This is a genomic window from Microbacterium tenebrionis, from assembly GCF_903645325.1.
Classification (GTDB): domain Bacteria; phylum Actinomycetota; class Actinomycetes; order Actinomycetales; family Microbacteriaceae; genus Microbacterium; species Microbacterium tenebrionis.
Map to the genome: position 1 here is coordinate 564,704 of NZ_CAHJXQ010000001.1, position 15,687 is coordinate 580,390.

Sequence of the window (15,687 nt, forward strand, 5' to 3'; positions counted from 1 at the left end):
CCATGACAGACATCGATTGGGACGAGCTTCGTCACGTCGCCACCGAGGCCATGCAGAAGGCGTACGCCCCGTATTCGCGGTACAAGGTGGGTGCGGCGGCTCTCGTCTCCGACGGCCGCATCGTCGCCGGATGCAACGTCGAGAACGCGTCGTACGGCGTCGGACTGTGCGCGGAGTGCGCCCTGGTCGGCGATCTGCACATGTCCGGCGGCGGTCAGCTCGTCGCGTTCGTGTGCGTGAACGGCGAGGGACAGACCATCATGCCGTGCGGGCGCTGCCGCCAGCTGCTGTTCGAGCACGCCATGCCCGAGATGCTGCTGGAGACCGTGTCCGGCATCCGGACGATCGATGAAGTCCTGCCCGACGCGTTCGGGCCGCGCGACCTGGAGGACGTGCGATGACGACTCCGGAGCCGTTCGACGCGATCGATGTCATCAGGGCCAAGCGCGACGGCGGCGCCGTCCCCGAGCCGGCCCTGCGCTGGATGGTTGACGCCTATACCCGCGGCTACGTCTCGGACGCGCAGATGGCGTCGTTCGCGATGGCGGTCTTCCAGCGGGGGATGGAGCGCGACGAGATCCGCGTGCTCACCGACGCGATGATCGCGTCGGGGGAGCGGATGAGCTTCGGCGAGCTCGGCAAGCGCACCGTCGACAAGCACTCCACGGGCGGTGTCGGAGACAAGATCACGCTTCCACTGGCTCCGCTGGTGGCATCCTTCGGCGTCGCCGTCCCGCAGCTGAGCGGTCGGGGTCTCGGCCACACCGGCGGGACGCTCGACAAGCTCGAGTCCATCCCCGGGTGGCGCGCGGCGCTGTCGAACGAGGAGATGTTCGCGCAGATGCAGGGCGACGTCGGCGCGGTGATCTGCGCTGCGGGTTCCGGTCTCGCCCCCGCAGACAAGAAGCTGTACGCGCTGCGCGACGTGACAGGAACGGTCGAGGCCATCCCGCTCATCGCATCGAGCATCATGTCGAAGAAGATCGCCGAGGGCACCGACGCGCTCGTGCTCGACGTGAAGTTCGGCTCCGGGGCGTTCATGCAGGACATCGACCGTGCCCGCGAGCTCGCACAGACCATGGTGGCACTCGGAACCGATTCCGGTGTGGCCACGACGGCGCTTCTGACCGACATGAACGTGCCGCTCGGCCTCGCGATCGGTAACGCCAACGAGGTCCGCGAGTCCGTCGAGATCCTCGCCGGCGGTGGGCCCGCAGACGTTCGCGAGCTGACGATCGCCCTGGCTCGCGAGATGCTCGCTCTCGCGGGTCTCCCGGATGCCGACGTCGAGCGCGCGCTGGACGGCGGAGCCGCGATGGACGTATGGAAGGCCATGATCCGGGCGCAGGACGGCGACCCGGATGCCGCGTTGCCGACGGCTCGCGAGACGCACGTCGTCACGGCAGAAGCCGACGGTGTCGTCGCCCGCATGGATGCCCTGCCGTTCGGCATCGCGGCCTGGCGCCTGGGAGCGGGTCGCGCTCGTGCCGAGGATCAGGTCGTCCACGCCGCCGGCATCGACCTGCACGCCAAGCCCGGAGACCGGGTGAGCGCAGGGCAGCCCCTGTTCACGCTGTCCGCCGAGGACGAGGCGCGATTCGCCAGGGCGCTGGAGGCCGTCGAGGGAGCCTGGGAGATCGGCGACGCCGCACCCGAGATCGGCCCCCTCGTCCGCGAGCGCATCACCGCGTAGGCTGGGGCGGCTGGCGGTCGGGGCGCACGTTTCGACTCCCTCGCTCAGCACACCGCTGTCTTCGCTCGCTCAACGACCCGCTCGCTCAACGACCCGCAATCGGGAGGACACCCCATCATGTCGATCGCATCCGACGGTGACGTCAAGGTCCAGGGCGCGTCGCTGCGCTCCCTGCCGAAGATCTCGCTGCACGACCACCTCGACGGCGCCGTACGCCCGGCGACCGTCGTCGAGCTCGCACAGGAGATCGGGCTCGAGCTGCCGCACACTTCGACGGGCTCAGTGAGCGACGGGCGCGCGCTCGGCGACTGGTTCGGTTCTCAGGCCGACTCCGGGTCGCTGGTGAACTACCTCAAGACGTTCGACCTGACCGTGGGCGTCATGCAGTCGGCCGAGGCGCTCACGCGCGTCGCGCGTGAGTTCGTCGAAGACCTCGCCGAGGACGGCGTCATCTACGGCGAGGTGCGCTGGGCGCCCGAACAGCACTTGTCGGGCGGACTCTCGCTGGATGACGCCGTCGACGCCGTGCAGCAGGGGATCGAAGAGGGGGAGGATGCGGCGGACCGCGATGGTCGGAGCATCCGCGTCGGCCAGATCCTCAGCGCGATGCGTCAGAACGACCGGGCTCTCGAGATCGCCGAGCTCGCCCTCGACCACCGCGAGGACGGCGTGGTCGGCTTCGACATCGCGGGCCCCGAGGACGGGTTCCCGGCATCCGATCATCGCGAGGCGTTCGACCTGCTCGCGGCGAACTTCATGCCCGTGACCGTGCACGCCGGAGAGGCGGCGGGTCTCGCGTCGATCCGCAGCGCGCTGCTCGACGGCCGGGCACTGCGTCTGGGGCACGGTGTGCGCATCGTGTCGGATCTCGAGGTCATGGGCCGCGACGGAGAAGAGGTGCAGGTCCGCTTCGGCGACCTCGCCCGCTGGGTACGCGACCGCGAGATCCCGCTCGAGCTCTCGCCGTCCTCGAACGTGCACACAGGCGCGATCGAGGCGTGGGGCGCCGAACTCGCCGACCACCCGTTCGACCTGCTCTACCAGCTCGGGTTCGCCGTCACGGTGAACGTCGACAACCGCACGATGAGCCGCACCTCGCTCACGCGCGAGCTCGCCCTGCTCGTCGACGCGTTCGGGTACGACCTCGACGACCTGGAGACCTTCCAGTTCAACGCCGCGGCGGCGACGTTCCTGCCCGTCGAGGAGCGCGAGGAGCTCGTCGAGATGATCGCCGAGGGTTTCCGGCGGGCGTGAGGCGTCTGTCATGAGTTCGGCCGTCTTCATCGCGGGCCCCGCGTCGTGGAACTCGATCATCGTGCTGGATCGGCTGCCGGAGCCCGAGCCGCACATGCAGTTCGCCCAGGCGAGCTGGGACACGCTCGGGGGAACCAGCGCCGGGAAGGCCCTGAGCCTCACCGCTCTCGGCGTGCCCGCGACGCTGTACGCCCTCGCGGCCGACGATGACCACGGTTCGCGGGTGCGCTCGGCGCTCGCTTCTGCGGGTGTCGAGACGGTCTGGGGGCAGACCGAGGCGACCGAGCGCCACGTGAACCTCATGACGGCGGCCGGTGGCCGGGTGTCGCTGTACCTCTCGGCGCCGTCGGCATCGGCCCTTCCGCCTCCGCGCGAGGTGCGCTCCGCCATGGCGCAAGCCGAGATCGTGGTGCTCGACCTGGCGGAGGAGCCCCGCCGCCTCCTGCCGCTCGCGGAGGCGGCCGGCCGGCCGGTCTGGGTGGACGTGCACGACTACGACGGCGCCGCCGCGTACCACCGACCGTTCCTCGCCGCCGCGGACGCGGTGTTCTGCAACGCCGACCGCCTCGCCGACCCCGTGGAGTTCCTGCGCTCGCGCGTCGCCGCCGGCGCATCGCTGGCCGTGTGCACGCTGGGCGCAGAGGGAGCCGTGGCCGTCGACGAGGCAGAGGAGGTGCACCGCGTGGATGCCGTCCCCGCCGATGTCGTCGACACGAACGGCGCCGGAGACGGGTTCTTCGCCGGCGTGCTCGCCGCCCGGCTCGCGGGTGCGCCACTCGATCGCGCGCTGCGGGCCGGTGCCGAAGCCGCAGCGGTCGTGCTCGGCAGCAGGCACCTGCATCCGCTGCTCGACGCCGTCCTCTGAGCGGCGGGCCGGCCGGCCCACCCCCTCCGCACGGGGCGGATCAGAGCGCGCGCAACTCCCGCTGACGTGCGGCGAACACCGCGTGCACGGCGGAGAAGAGCGGATGCCCCGGCTCGAGGCCGGTCACGTCCGCGGTGAGCGCGACGGGGTCGTCCGCACCCAGCCTCCGCTGCAGCTCGACGGACTGCTCGTCGGCGGGGTCGTCGAAGGCCGTCGTCGCCGCGATCGCGGCGACGACGGCCGATGTCGGCAGGCCGCGCTCCGCCGCCTGCGCCGCCGGCCCGATGAAGCGCTCGTGCCGCGACAGCTTGCGCAGCGGCTGGCGGCCGACGCGCTGCACGGTGTCGACGAGCTCGGGATTGCGGAACCGGTCGAGGATCTTCGCCCGATAGGCGGCGAGCTCCTCGGGATCAAGCCCGTGGACGGCCGAGAGCATCGCGCTGGTCTCTTCGAGGGCGGCGCTGACACGCGCGGCGATCGACGGGTCGGCGAGAGCGTCGGAGATCCGCTCGATGCCCGCCTGCGCGCCGAAGTACGCCGTCGCGGCGTGACCGGTGTTGACCGTGAACAGCTTGCGCTCGATGTACGGGCCGAGGTCGTCGACGAAGTGCGCGCCGGGGATGCTCGGCAGGTCGCCCTCGAACGGCCCGGACTCGATCGCCCACTCGTAGTACGGCTCGACGGTGACGTCGATGCCGGCCCCCGCCGGCTGCGCGGGCACGATCCGGTCGACGGCCGTGTTGGCGTAGACGGCGCGTCCCGCCGCCGCGGGGTCGATCTTCTCGATCTCGGCGCGCAGCTGATCGGTGGCCCCGATCGCGTTCTCGCACGCCATGACCTTCAGAGGCGGCAGATCGGGGGAGCGGCGGGCGAGGCCCGCTACGATCGCCGGGGCGATGAAGCGCAGGACCGTCGGCCCCACGGCGCACGTGACGACATCGGCTGTCGCGACCTCGTCGGCCACGGCATCCGGGTTCTCGGCGCTGTTGACGGCACGGTACCCGGTGACCACGCGGTCGACCCCGCCGGGCCCCGCCTCGTGGACCGTATACGAGTCCGTGGCGTTGATGGCGTCCACCAGCGGGCCGGCGACGTCGGAGAAGACGAGCTCGTACCCGCCCTCGTGGAGCAGGAGCCCCACGAAGCCGCGCCCGATGTTGCCGGCGCCGAAGTGGACGGCCTTCATGCCTCGTTCACCGCCGACAGGAGGGCGAACAGTTCGTCCGGCGTCTGCGCGGCGTTGAGCTTCGCGACGTCGTCCTCGTCCGAGAACAGGATCGCGATCTGCGAGAGGATCTCGAGATGCTCGTCTCCGCGACCGGCGATGCCGATCACGAACGTGGCCTGCTCACCCGCCCAGTCCACGCCGCCGTCGTAGCGGACGACCGAGAGCCCGGAGGCGAGGATCGCCTCCTTCGTCTCGTTCGTGCCGTGCGGGATGGCGAGGCCGTTGCCCATGAACGTCGACACGGTCTCCTCGCGCTGACGCATGGCGTCGACGTACGCGGGGGTCACGGCGCCGGCGGCGACGAGGATGTCGGTCGCCTCCTGCAGCGCTTCCTCCTGCGTCGCAGACCCTGAGTGGATGCGGACCTGTCCGATCTCGAGAACGCTCATTCCGTCTGCTCCTTCTGGGACTTGACCATTTCGACGACCTCTTCATACTGCGGTGCATTCATGAAGTTGTCGACCGAGACATGGATCGAGTTCGGGGACTTGCCCTTCGCCCGGTCGGTGAGCTGCTGCTGCGTGATCACCAGGTCGGCCGCGCCGTCGAGGTTCGCGATGGCGGCATTGGTGACCGTGACGTCCTCGATGCCGGCCTTCTTGAGCTTGTTGCGCAGCACGCTCGCGCCCATCGCGGACGACCCCATGCCGGCATCGCAGGCGAACACGATGTTCTGGATCGGTGTGGTGGCGACAGCCGTCGCGGCCGGCGCCGACGCACCCGCAGTGGAGCCCGTGCGTGCGGCGAGGTTCGACAGGTGCTCGGACTTCTTGCCCTTGTTCGCCTCGGTCTGCGCGATCGCGGCAGCGAGCTTGTCGCCGCCGGCTGCCTCGGCCTCGAGGTCGCGTCGACGCGTGGCGAGCAGGAACGGCATGCAGACCACGAACGTGACGGCAGCGGCCAGGATGACCGACAGGATGACGCCCAGGTGGCTTCCCGGTGCGGTCTGGAACAGCACGGCGAAGATCGACCCCGGAGCCGCAGGAGCGACGAGACCGGACTGGAAGATCACGTTGGTGAGCACTCCGGTGGCACCGCCGGCGATGAGGCCGAGGATCAGTACGGGCTTGGCGAGGACGTACGGGAAGTACACCTCGTGGATGCCGCCGAGGAACTGGATGACCGCAGCGCCGGGAGCCGTGGCGCGCGCCGCGCCGACACCGAACACGGTGATCGCCATGAGCAGGCCCAGGCCCGGGCCGGGGTTGGCCTCGATGAGGAACAGCAGGCTCTTGCCCGTCTGTGCCGACTGATCCGTTCCGAGCGGAGTGAACACACCGTGGTTGATGGCGTTGTTCAGGAACAGCACCTTCGCCGGCTCGACGATGATGCTCGCCAGGGGGATGAGTCCGGTCTCGACCAGCCATCCCACGGCGCCGCCGAGGATGTCGGTGAGCCACTTCATCACAGGAGCGAGCCAGAAGAACGCGGCCAGCGATGCGAAGAACGCCACGAAGCCGGCCGAGAAGTTGTCGACGAGCATCTCGAAGCCGGGCTTGATCTTGCCCTGCCAAGGCTTTTCGACGTACTTCAGGATGAGTGCGGTGAGCGGACCGGCGATCATCGCGCCGAGGAACATGACCGTGCCCTCCGCGCCGATGATGACGCCGAACGCGGCGACGGCGCCGACCACGCCGCCGCGGTGACCGTGCACCATCCGGCCGCCGGTGAAGGCGATCAGAAGCGGGAGCAGGTAGTTGATGATCGGGCCGACCAGACCCGTGTACTGCGTGTCGCCGATCACGCCGCCGCCGAGGATCGCGGAGTCGGCCCACCGCCATGCCTCGATCGGGCCGTCGTTGCCGACCCAGCCTTTGTCGATGAACAGGGCGGTGATGATGCCCCAGGCGATGAACGCTGCGATGTTCGGCATGATCATGCCGGACAGGAACGTGCCGAATCTCTGCACGCGAACGCGGATACCGCCACCGCTGGCGGGGGCGGTCGTTGACGTCGTCGTCATGATGTCGTCTCTTTCTGGTGTGAGGGTAGGTCCGTGACGGCTTCTGCCACGGCATTGCGTGCACCGGCTGCATCATCTGCACCCAGGGCGATCTCGGCGAGGCGACGCGCCTCGTCGAGCGTGCGCTCGGAGAGCGCGAGTCTGACGTCCGCCAGGGCGGCGGGGGCCATCGAGAGGCTCGTGACGCCGAGCCCCACGAGCACCAGCGCGAGCAGCGGGTCGGCAGCGGCCTCGCCGCAGACGCCGACCGGTTTGCTCGTGCGTGCACCGGCTGCACCCACCTCGCCGACCAGCCGCAGCACCGCAGGGTGCCACGGGTTCTGGAACGAGGCGACGGAGCCGAGCATGCGGTCGGCGGCCATCGTGTACTGGGTGAGGTCGTTCGTGCCGATCGACGCGAAGTCCGCGTGGGCGAGGACGCGGTCGGCCAGCAGGGCGCTCGCCGGAACCTCGACCATGACACCGGCGGTCTTCAGGCCGTACTCGCGGGCGAGGCCGGTGAAGTACTTCGTCTCCTCGACCGTCGTCACCATCGGAGCCATGACCCACAGGTCCGCCTCGGTCTCGGCATCCGCCTCGGCGAGCGCGGTGAGCTGCTCGCGGAGGATGTCCTCGCTGGCGCGCAGGGATCGGAGCCCCCGAAGGCCGAGCGCGGGGTTCTCCTCGTGCGCGTCGTTGAGGAACGCCAGGGGCTTGTCGGCGCCGGCGTCCAGCATCCGGACGACCACCTTCTTGCCGGGGAACGCGCTGAGCAGGTCGCGGTAGGACGTACGCTGCTCGGCGACGGTCGGGGCCTGCGATGCGGAGAGGAACAGGAACTCCGTGCGGAACAGGCCGACGCCCTCCGCGCCGCGCGCGACAGCCTCCGCGGCATCCGCGGGCTTGCCGAGGTTCGCCAGCAGCGCGATCTTTGTGCCGTCCGCGAGCGCGCCGGGGGAAGGCGGAGCGTCGACGGCCGCGGCTCTGGCGTCGGCACGCGCCTGCGCGCGCTCGAGCTCCTCGGCCGAGGGATCGGTCGTGACGGTGCCGGCGGCGGCATCGACGATGACCTGCTGTCCGTTCTCCAGCGAGGCCGCGTCCGCAGCGCCGACGACCGCGACGATGCCCTTCTCGCGGGCGAGGATCGCCGTGTGCGAGGTGGGGCCGCCGTCGGTCGTGATGAGCGCGAGGACCTGGTCGAGCTTCAGCAGGGCCGTGTCGGCCGGCGCGAGGTCGCGGGCGACGAGGACGAACGGATGCCCGGGATCGGGGACGCCCGGTGCGTCGACGCCGCGCAGGTGGGCGAGCACGCGCTGGGCGATGTCATCGAGGTCGGCCGCGCGCTCGCCGAGGTAGCCCCCGACCGCCTCGAGGGTCGCCTTGAACCCGGCGAAGGCGTCGTGCACGGCCCATTCGGCGGTGCCGCCGTCGTTGATGCGCGCGTCGACCTCGTCCTGCAGGGTCGGGTCCTCGGCGATCATCGCCTGCGCCTCGAGGACCTCCTGCGCCGCGCCGCCGGCGGTCTCGGCGCGGCTGCAGTTCGGCGGCGACCGCCGCGACGGCCTCGCGTGCCCTGGTGCGCTCGGCGTCGGCGCCCGCCGTACTCGCGGTATTCTCCGGCGCTGGCAGCGCCTCGGCCATGCGGACCACCGGGCCCTGGGCGACGCCCTGGCCGATGCCGACGCCGCGGATCTCGGTCATCAGGCGGGCTCCTGGTCGTGGTCGGTCGTCAGGAGCTCCGTCAGCGTGTCGATGACGCCCTCGGCGCCGTCGCCGTCAGCCGTGAGCGTGACGTAGTCGCCGTGCTCGACGGCCAGCGCGATCACGCCGAGGATGCTGGCGGCATTGACCGGCTTGCCGTCGCCCTTGGCGATCGTGACGGGGATGCCGGAATCCTTCGCAGCCTGCGCGAACAGCTTCGCGGGGCGGGCGTGCAGCCCGTGGGAGGAGCCGATGCGAACGGTGCGGGAGATCTCGGTCATGATTTTCCTTTCGCGGTGGACGGTGGGGAATCAGCGAGTGCGGCTTCGACGATCGCGAGCGTTCGGGTGCCGTCGCGGTCGGCGAAGACGTCGTCGGGGAGCACGATCACGGGGCCACGGGTCGCGGCGCGGATGCGGTCGACGCGGTCGGCGAGGTGGGGGCCGATGAGCACGAGATCGGCGAATGCCGTGGCGATCGTGCTCTCTGTTCCGGCGGCGGTGTCCCAGTCGCGACCGGCCGCGGAGGCGGCCTGCCGCAGCCGCTGGGCGACGAAGGTGCTCGACGCGCCCGCGCCGCACACCACCAGGATCCTCATCGATGCCACCTCACCCTTCGCACTTCACCGAGGCTTCTCCCATTCTGGGAACGCGCTGAGAGCGCCGCCACCACGTTCCTTTCCGCCCCTGCGGAACGATCGCTTCCGCCCGGAGCCCGGCGCGGTGCTGGCATCATGGGAGGCATGTCGCGACAGCGCCAGGACCGGCTCCTGCAGACCCTGCTCCGGCAGGACCAATGGGCGACCGCCGCGAGCCTGGCCGACCTGCTCGGGGTGACTCCGCGCAGCGTCCGCTCCTACGTGTCGGCGCTGAACGCCCGGACTCCGCAGGGCGACGCCGTCGAGTCCGGACCGGCGGGATACCGCGCCGGCCAGGGCGCGCACGAGGCGCTGCGGGTGCGTGGGGACGGCGAGACGGCACCGCGCGATCGCCTGCACGCCCTGGTGCGGCTTCTGCTGGATGCCTCGGACGGCATCGACGTCTACGAGACGGCCGAGCGCGTGCACGTGAGCGAGGCGACCCTCGAGTCCGACCTCAGCCGCGTCCGCGGGCTGCTGGACGGCATGGACCTGCGCCTCGAGCGCGACCGAGAGATCGTGCGCCTGCGCGGCGCCGAGGTCGCGCAGCGCCGGCTGCTGAGCCGGCTCGCGCACGACGAGATGGATGCCGGATCGTTCCACCCCGAGAGCATCAGGCGCGCTCTGACCGGCACGGCCGTCGCGGCGCATGGAGCCCGGCCGTTCAAAACCGCGCTGGTGCGCGAGCTGGGGGCGCTCGGCTACTACGTGAACGAACTGGCGATCTCGGACGTCCTGCTGCACATCGCGATCGCAGCCGACCGGGTGGCCGCAGGCCGCGCGCTGGAGACGCCGGCCAGCGGAGCATGGCAGGAGATCCCGAAGCTGGGTGCCGTCATCCGCGATCTCGCAGCAGAGCACTTCGACGTCGCCCTGGGCGACGGCGACAGCGCGCACCTGGCGACGCTCGTGCTCACACGGGCGATCGCGCCGGGTCAGGACGCCGCGTCGGATGCCGTGCGCAGCGGCGTGGACCCCACGATCGAGGCGGCGGTGCGCGCCGAGATCGTCCAGGCCGCCGCGGACTACCAGGTCGACCTCGTCGATGAGAAGTTCATCCTGCGGCTCGCGCTGCACGTGCAGAACCTGCTGCGCAGAGCGCAGGAGCAGGCATGGACGCGCAACCCGCTCACCCGTTCGCTGAAGTCGTCGTACCCGATGATCTTCGAGGTCGCCGTCTCGATCGCGAGCGGCCTGCACGACCGGCTGGGCGCCCCGATCCACGACGACGAGATCGCGTACATCGCCATGCACATCGGCGGTCGCCTCGAGCGCAGCCGCAAGGCCGAGTCGATCCTCACCGCCACGATCGTCTGCCCCGGCTACTACGAGCTGCACGAGCTGCTGCGCTCGAGCGTCGACCGGTCGCTGGGGACATCCGTCGAGGTCACCGGCGTCGTCACGACGGTCGACCCGGACTGGGCGAGCATCGACACCGACCTCGTGCTCACGACGATCGACCCGGGGGAGAGCGGAGACCGCTACGTTCGGATCCAGCCGTTCCTCACCGATGCCGACGTGGACCGCGTGACGCAGACCGCCGCCCGCATCCGCCGTGGGCGCCGGCTGAACCGGCTGCGCGAAGAGCTGTCGCGGTACTTCTCGCCCGAGGCGTATCTGCATCCGCTCCCCGATGAGGGCGAGGAAGCGGTGATCCGGCACCTCGGCGGGATGCTCGTGGCATCCGGCCTCATCGGCGACGACTACGTCGAGAACACGATCCTCCGGGAGCGCATGTCGTCGACGGCCTTCACCGACGCGCTCGCCGTGCCCCATGCGCTGCAGATGACCGCCGAGCGCACCGCGATCGCCATCGGCGTCGCCGACGGCTCCGTGGCCTGGGGCGACGGCCGTGTGCAGGTGGTGGCGCTCGCCGCGTTCAGCGAGACAGATCGCGCGGCGTTCCAGACCGTGTTCGAGCAGCTGGTCGAGGTGTTCAGCGAGCGCGACAGCGTGCAGCGGATCGTCCGCCGGGGCACGACGTTCGAGGCGTTCCTCGACGAGCTCGTCGCCGTCATCGACGGCTGAGGCCGTCGTTTTCCCCGCGACGGCTCAACCGCGCGGGGCGAGCACGCCCGCCATGGCATCGAGGACGCTTTCGGCATCGGGCGAGGAGGCCGTGCCGAGGACGACCTCGTCGCCCTCGGCGAGCCCGAGCTCCATCACGGACAGGACGCTGGACAGATCGACGACCGATCCATCCGGCGTGGTCAGGTACACAGGAGCCGGATGCTCCAGCGCGAGCCGCACGAGCTCAGCGACGGGCCGCGCGTGCGCCCCGTGCGCGGCGGTGATCGTCACGCGTCTGGTGGGCATCCGGCACCAGCGCTAGGAGCGCTCCTCCAGCAGCGTCCGAACACCGGCCTCGAGTGCGCTGACGACATCCCGCGCCTCCGCGGCGGAGTCGGCCTGAGCGTCGAGGTAGACCTTGAGCTTGGGCTCGGTGCCGCTCGGGCGCACGATGACGCGCGAGCCGTCCGCGAGCCGGTAGCGGAGCACATCGCCGGAGGGCTGCCCCGGTGCGGCCTCGAGCAGGTCCTCCGTCGACGCGATCGCCGTGTCGCCGATCCTGGTCGGGGGGAGCGTGCGCAGCGCCAGCATGACCTTCCCGATGATCGACAGGTCGTCGACGCGGATCGAGACCTGACCGCTCGCGAAGTGCCCGTACGTCTCGCCGAGGTCGGCGAGGAGGTCCGCGATGGTCTTGCCGCGCTCGTTCGCCTCGGCGGCGAGGCCCAGCACGGCGACGGCCGCCGAGATGCCGTCCTTGTCGCGCACGGTCTCGGGGTTGACGAGGTACCCCAGCGCCTCTTCGAACCCGAAGACGATGCCGGGTGCCCGCGAGATCCACTTGAAGCCGGTCAGCGTCTCGTGGAAGTCGAGGCCGTGGTGCGCGGCGATCGCCGCGAGACCGGGGGAGGACACGAGCGAGCAGGCCAGGGATGCTCCGGGCGTGCCCGCGTGGGCGCGCGCAGCGCGGGCGCCCAGCAGCAGTCCGATCTCGTTGCCGCTCAGCCGGCGCCAGCCGCCATCCGCGGACTCGTCGGGGATGGCGACCGCGAGGCGGTCGGCATCCGGGTCGTTGGCGAGGATGAAGTCCGCCCGCGTGCGGCGTGCGGCCGCGAACGCGAGATCCATGGCGCCGGGCTCCTCCGGATTGGGGAACGCGACGGTGCGGAACGTCGCATCCGGGCTCAGCTGCTCGCCGACCGTCTTCGGGCGGGGGTAGCCGGCGGCATCCAGGATGCGTGCGAATGTCTCCCATCCCACGCCGTGCATGGCGGTGTAGACCCAGGTGAGGCCCTTCGCCGACGCGGGAGCCGGGGCGACCGCCGCGGTCGCGGCGATGTAGGCGTTCACGACGTCCTCGCCCGCGGTCTCGTACTCCGTCGAGCGGGGGAGCGCAGAGATGTCCCCGGCGTCGGCGACCTGCTGGATGTGCGCGGCGATCTCGGCATCCGCGGGGGAGACGATCTGCGATCCGGCATCCGCCCCGCCGAGGTACACCTTGTAGCCGTTGTCGTTCGGCGGGTTGTGGCTCGCCGTCACCATGACCCCGGCATCCGCGGCGAGGTGGCGCACGGCGAACGCCAGCACCGGCGTCGGAAGCAGACGGGGCAGCAGGATGGCATGGAGCCCTGCGCCGGCGAAGAGCTCGGCCGAGTCGAGCGCGAACCGGCGCGAGTTGCGCCGCCCGTCGTAGCCGACGACGACCGTGGGGGTCGCGCCGCCCGCGCGCTCGCGCAGGTACGCGGCGAAACCGGCGGCGGCCTGCGACACGAGCACGCGGTTCATCCGGTTGCTGCCGGCGCCGAGCTCTCCGCGCAGTCCCGCGGTGCCGAACGCCAGGCGAGCGCCGAAGCGGTCGTCGAGGTCGGCTGCGGCCGCGGCGTCGCCTGCGGCCGCACGCGTGATGACGCCGGCGAGCTCGTCGCGGGTCTCGGCGTCCGGGTCCTGGCGCAACCAGGCGCGGGCCTGCGCGAGACGCGCCTCGAGCGCCTCGGCGTTCACAGCGCCTCCACGACGCGGGCCAGCAGCGCCGAGATCACCGGTTCGGCGGCCTTGCCCGCCTCGATGACTTCGCCGTGGCTGAGGGGGGTCTGCTGGATGCCGGCGGCGAGGTTCGTGATGAGCGAGAAGCCCAGGATCTCCATGCCGGCCTCGCGCGCGGCGATCGCCTCGAGCGCGGTGGACATGCCGACGATGTGTCCGCCGATGGCCTTCGCCATCTGTACCTCGGCGGGCGTCTCGTAATGCGGACCGCGGAACTGCGTGTACACGCCTTCGTCGAGCGACGGGTCGATGCTCCGGGCGATCTCGCGCAGGCGCTTCGAGTACAGGTCGGTGAGGTCGACGAACGTCGCGCCCTCGAGCGGGGAGTCGGCGGTGAGGTTGAGGTGATCGCTGATGAGCACGGGCTGACCGGGCTTCCACGTCTCGCGGATGCCGCCGGCGCCGTTGGTCAGGACCATGACCTTCGCGCCGGTCGCTGCGGCGGTGCGCACGCTGTGCACGACGCGGCGGACCCCATGGCCCTCGTAGTAGTGGGTGCGGGCGCCGATGACGAGAACGTTCTTCCCGCCGGGGGTGCGGATGCTGCGGAGAGTCCCGACGTGGCCCTCGAGAGCGGGCTTGGAGAATCCGGTGACCTCGGTGGCCGGGATCGTGGCTACGGTCTCGCCGATGAGTTCGGCAGCCTTCCCCCATCCGCTGCCGAGCGTGAGAGCGATGTCGTGCTTCTCGACGCCGGTGAGCCGGGCGATGTCCGCGGCGGCCTCGGCTGCGATCGCGGACGGGTCTGCGTCCGGAGCGTCGAGCGGGTTGTCGTGAATGTCGGTCATGGATCCACTCTAAGGAAGGCGACGGCAAGTCGGTGAGGATTGCGGAAGAATGGAGGTCATGTCTTCGACTCCTTTTGAGCGCACTCAGCGCGTCGCCGTACTCGGCGGCGGCCCCGGCGGATACGAGGCGGCGCTGGCCGCCGCCCAGCTCGGTGCCGAGGTGACGCTCGTCGAGAGGGTCGGTGTGGGCGGATCGGCGGTTCTCACGGATGTCGTGCCGTCCAAGAGCCTCATCGCGACGGCGGATGCCGCGGTCGCCATCTCGGAGGCCAGTGACCTGGGCGTGCAGTTCTTTGCCAAGGGTGCGCACGGAAAGCCGCTCAAGCCCGAGATCGCGATCAACCTCGCTGCGGTCAACAAGCGCCTGCTGGCGCTCGCGGGGCAGCAGTCCGAGGACATGCGCTCGACCCTGCTGGAGTCCGGCGTCCGCATCCTCTCAGGCCACGGCAGACTCGAGGGCCCGAACGCGATCATCGTCTCCACCGGTCCAGGCGGCACCGACTTCGACCGCGTCGAGGCCGACACCATCGTCGTCTCGGTCGGCGCCTCGCCGCGCGAGCTCGACTCCGCCAAGCCCGACGGGGAGCGCATCCTCACCTGGACCCAGCTGTACGACATGAAGGCGCTGCCCGAGCACCTCATCGTGGTCGGCTCCGGTGTCACCGGCGCGGAGTTCGCCTCGGCGTACATGAACCTCGGCGCGAAGGTGACGCTCGTCTCCAGTCGCGACCAGGTGCTCCCGGGGGAGGACCCGGATGCCGCGCACGTGCTCGAGAAGGTCTTCAAGCGCGGGGGCATGACCGTGCTCTCGAAGGCCCGTGCCGACAGTGTGGTGCGCACCGAGAACGGCGTGCTGGTCACGCTCGCCGACGGACGCACGGTCGAGGGCAGTCACTGCCTGATGGCGGTCGGCTCGATCCCGAACACCGCAGGCATCGGCCTCGAGGACGCCGGCGTCGAGCTCACCGAGTCCGGCCACGTCCGGGTCAACAAGGTCGCTCGCGCCTCGGTGCCGAACATCTACGCGGTCGGCGACTGCACGAACTTCTTCCCGCTGGCATCCGTCGCCTCCATGCAGGGGCGCACGGCCGTGTTCCACGCGCTCGGCGACATCGTCATCCCGCTGGAGAAGGTCAAGGTCACCTCGAACATCTTCACTGCGCCCGAGATCGCCACGGTGGGCCTGGGCGAGAAGGACATCGAGAACGGTGCGGCCGAGGGCCTCGTCTACAAGCTGCCGCTCGCCGCGAACCCCCGCGCGAAGATGATGGGCATCAAGGACGGCTTCGTGAAGATCATCGCGCGCAAGGGCTCGGGCACCGTCATCGGCGGCGTGATCGTGGCTCCGAAGGCGTCCGAGCTCATCTATCCCATCGCGGTCGCGGTGGAGCGCCGGCTCACGGTCGACCAGGTCTCGCGCGTGTTCGCCGCGTACCCGTCGCTGTCATCGAGCATCACGGATGCCTCCCGCGCGATGCACCTCGTGAACATCTCGTAGCGCCCCAGCGGCCTACAGAACGGGGGCC

The 15,687-nt window shown here is 70.7% G+C and carries 14 protein-coding genes and 1 pseudogene; 6 read left to right on the forward strand and 9 right to left on the reverse strand.

The window, feature by feature from the left end:
- The first annotated feature begins 2 nt into the window (after positions 1-2).
- The 4 genes from HWX58_RS02860 (at position 3) to HWX58_RS02875 (ending at position 3,812) form a co-directional block, all read left to right on the forward strand.
- Positions 3-401 (forward strand): cytidine deaminase, encoded by a 399-nt coding sequence (locus tag HWX58_RS02860; RefSeq protein ID WP_175985539.1) that lies wholly within the window; start codon positions 3-5, stop codon positions 399-401.
- On the forward strand, positions 398-1,693 hold the full coding sequence (locus HWX58_RS02865) for a thymidine phosphorylase (protein WP_175985540.1): 1,296 nt from the start codon (positions 398-400) through the stop codon (positions 1,691-1,693). The genes HWX58_RS02860 and HWX58_RS02865 overlap by 4 nt, the downstream gene beginning before the upstream one ends.
- Before the next feature lie 117 nt (positions 1,694-1,810).
- Positions 1,811-2,947 carry an adenosine deaminase gene (locus tag HWX58_RS02870; RefSeq protein ID WP_175985541.1) on the forward strand — a complete coding sequence of 379 codons (1,137 nt, stop codon included), beginning with the start codon at positions 1,811-1,813 and terminating at the stop codon, positions 2,945-2,947.
- A gap of 10 nt (positions 2,948-2,957) precedes the next feature.
- A complete protein-coding gene (locus HWX58_RS02875; RefSeq protein WP_175985542.1) occupies positions 2,958-3,812 on the forward strand; it encodes a carbohydrate kinase family protein in 855 nt (284 codons plus the stop codon).
- 40 nt (positions 3,813-3,852) lie between these two features.
- Here HWX58_RS02875 and HWX58_RS02880 read toward each other — a convergent pair whose 3' ends face one another.
- From HWX58_RS02880 to HWX58_RS02905, 6 genes and pseudogenes are all read right to left on the reverse strand, one after another.
- Entirely contained in the window at positions 3,853-4,998 is a 1,146-nt protein-coding gene (locus HWX58_RS02880; protein WP_175985543.1) for a mannitol-1-phosphate 5-dehydrogenase, read from the reverse strand.
- Complete coding sequence (locus HWX58_RS02885; protein ID WP_175985544.1) at positions 4,995-5,429, reverse strand: PTS mannitol transporter subunit IIA; 435 nt, start codon at positions 5,427-5,429, stop codon at positions 4,995-4,997. The genes HWX58_RS02880 and HWX58_RS02885 overlap by 4 nt, the downstream gene beginning before the upstream one ends.
- Positions 5,426-7,003, reverse strand: coding sequence for a PTS mannitol transporter subunit IIBC (locus HWX58_RS02890; RefSeq protein WP_175985545.1), 1,578 nt, complete (start codon positions 7,001-7,003; stop codon positions 5,426-5,428). The genes HWX58_RS02885 and HWX58_RS02890 overlap by 4 nt, the downstream gene beginning before the upstream one ends.
- A pseudogene (ptsP, locus tag HWX58_RS02895) lies at positions 7,000-8,683 on the reverse strand (phosphoenolpyruvate--protein phosphotransferase). The gene HWX58_RS02890 and the pseudogene ptsP overlap by 4 nt, the downstream one beginning before the upstream one ends.
- Complete coding sequence (locus HWX58_RS02900) at positions 8,683-8,964, reverse strand: HPr family phosphocarrier protein (protein WP_175985546.1); 282 nt, start codon at positions 8,962-8,964, stop codon at positions 8,683-8,685. The pseudogene ptsP and the gene HWX58_RS02900 overlap by 1 nt, the downstream one beginning before the upstream one ends.
- A complete protein-coding gene (locus HWX58_RS02905) occupies positions 8,961-9,281 on the reverse strand; it encodes a PTS sugar transporter subunit IIB (RefSeq protein WP_175985547.1) in 321 nt (106 codons plus the stop codon). The genes HWX58_RS02900 and HWX58_RS02905 overlap by 4 nt, the downstream gene beginning before the upstream one ends.
- 144 nt (positions 9,282-9,425) lie before the next feature.
- On the opposite strand from HWX58_RS02905, the gene HWX58_RS02910 reads away from it, so the two are divergent.
- Positions 9,426-11,348 carry a BglG family transcription antiterminator gene (locus HWX58_RS02910; RefSeq protein WP_175985548.1) on the forward strand — a complete coding sequence of 641 codons (1,923 nt, stop codon included), beginning with the start codon at positions 9,426-9,428 and terminating at the stop codon, positions 11,346-11,348.
- A 24-nt stretch (positions 11,349-11,372) separates the two neighbouring features.
- Here HWX58_RS02910 and HWX58_RS02915 read toward each other — a convergent pair whose 3' ends face one another.
- The 3 genes from HWX58_RS02915 to HWX58_RS02925 are packed head-to-tail and all read right to left on the reverse strand — an operon-like array spanning position 11,373 to position 14,161.
- Positions 11,373-11,636 carry an HPr family phosphocarrier protein gene (locus HWX58_RS02915; RefSeq protein WP_217702932.1) on the reverse strand — a complete coding sequence of 88 codons (264 nt, stop codon included), beginning with the start codon at positions 11,634-11,636 and terminating at the stop codon, positions 11,373-11,375.
- Between the two features lie 12 nt (positions 11,637-11,648).
- The gene (locus tag HWX58_RS02920) at positions 11,649-13,331 is read right to left on the reverse strand and encodes a phospho-sugar mutase (protein WP_175985550.1); all 1,683 of its coding nucleotides are present in this window, start codon (positions 13,329-13,331) and stop codon (positions 11,649-11,651) included.
- Entirely contained in the window at positions 13,328-14,161 is an 834-nt protein-coding gene (locus HWX58_RS02925) for a purine-nucleoside phosphorylase (RefSeq protein ID WP_175985551.1), read from the reverse strand. The genes HWX58_RS02920 and HWX58_RS02925 overlap by 4 nt, the downstream gene beginning before the upstream one ends.
- Positions 14,162-14,210: 49 nt before the next feature.
- On the opposite strand from HWX58_RS02925, the gene HWX58_RS02930 reads away from it, so the two are divergent.
- The gene (locus HWX58_RS02930; protein ID WP_175985552.1) at positions 14,211-15,659 is read left to right on the forward strand and encodes an NAD(P)H-quinone dehydrogenase; all 1,449 of its coding nucleotides are present in this window, start codon (positions 14,211-14,213) and stop codon (positions 15,657-15,659) included.
- Positions 15,660-15,687: the final 28 nt, after the last annotated feature.

What these genes read in the sequence shown, in the direction of transcription:
- HWX58_RS02880 (WP_175985543.1), bottom strand. Translation starts at nt 4,998, where the DNA reads ATGAAGGCCGTCCACTTCGGCGCCGGCAACATCGGGCGCGGCTTCGTG.
- HWX58_RS02870 (WP_175985541.1), top strand. Translation starts at nt 1,811, where the DNA reads ATGTCGATCGCATCCGACGGTGACGTCAAGGTCCAGGGCGCGTCGCTG.
- HWX58_RS02890 (WP_175985545.1), bottom strand. Translation starts at nt 7,003, where the DNA reads ATGACGACGACGTCAACGACCGCCCCCGCCAGCGGTGGCGGTATCCGC.
- HWX58_RS02860 (WP_175985539.1), top strand. Translation starts at nt 3, where the DNA reads ATGACAGACATCGATTGGGACGAGCTTCGTCACGTCGCCACCGAGGCC.
- HWX58_RS02885 (WP_175985544.1), bottom strand. Translation starts at nt 5,429, where the DNA reads ATGAGCGTTCTCGAGATCGGACAGGTCCGCATCCACTCAGGGTCTGCG.
- HWX58_RS02875 (WP_175985542.1), top strand. Translation starts at nt 2,958, where the DNA reads ATGAGTTCGGCCGTCTTCATCGCGGGCCCCGCGTCGTGGAACTCGATC.
- HWX58_RS02905 (WP_175985547.1), bottom strand. Translation starts at nt 9,281, where the DNA reads ATGAGGATCCTGGTGGTGTGCGGCGCGGGCGCGTCGAGCACCTTCGTC.
- HWX58_RS02865 (WP_175985540.1), top strand. Translation starts at nt 398, where the DNA reads ATGACGACTCCGGAGCCGTTCGACGCGATCGATGTCATCAGGGCCAAG.
- HWX58_RS02930 (WP_175985552.1), top strand. Translation starts at nt 14,211, where the DNA reads ATGGAGGTCATGTCTTCGACTCCTTTTGAGCGCACTCAGCGCGTCGCC.
- HWX58_RS02915 (WP_217702932.1), bottom strand. Translation starts at nt 11,636, where the DNA reads ATGCCCACCAGACGCGTGACGATCACCGCCGCGCACGGGGCGCACGCG.
- HWX58_RS02910 (WP_175985548.1), top strand. Translation starts at nt 9,426, where the DNA reads ATGTCGCGACAGCGCCAGGACCGGCTCCTGCAGACCCTGCTCCGGCAG.
- HWX58_RS02925 (WP_175985551.1), bottom strand. Translation starts at nt 14,161, where the DNA reads ATGACCGACATTCACGACAACCCGCTCGACGCTCCGGACGCAGACCCG.
- HWX58_RS02900 (WP_175985546.1), bottom strand. Translation starts at nt 8,964, where the DNA reads ATGACCGAGATCTCCCGCACCGTTCGCATCGGCTCCTCCCACGGGCTG.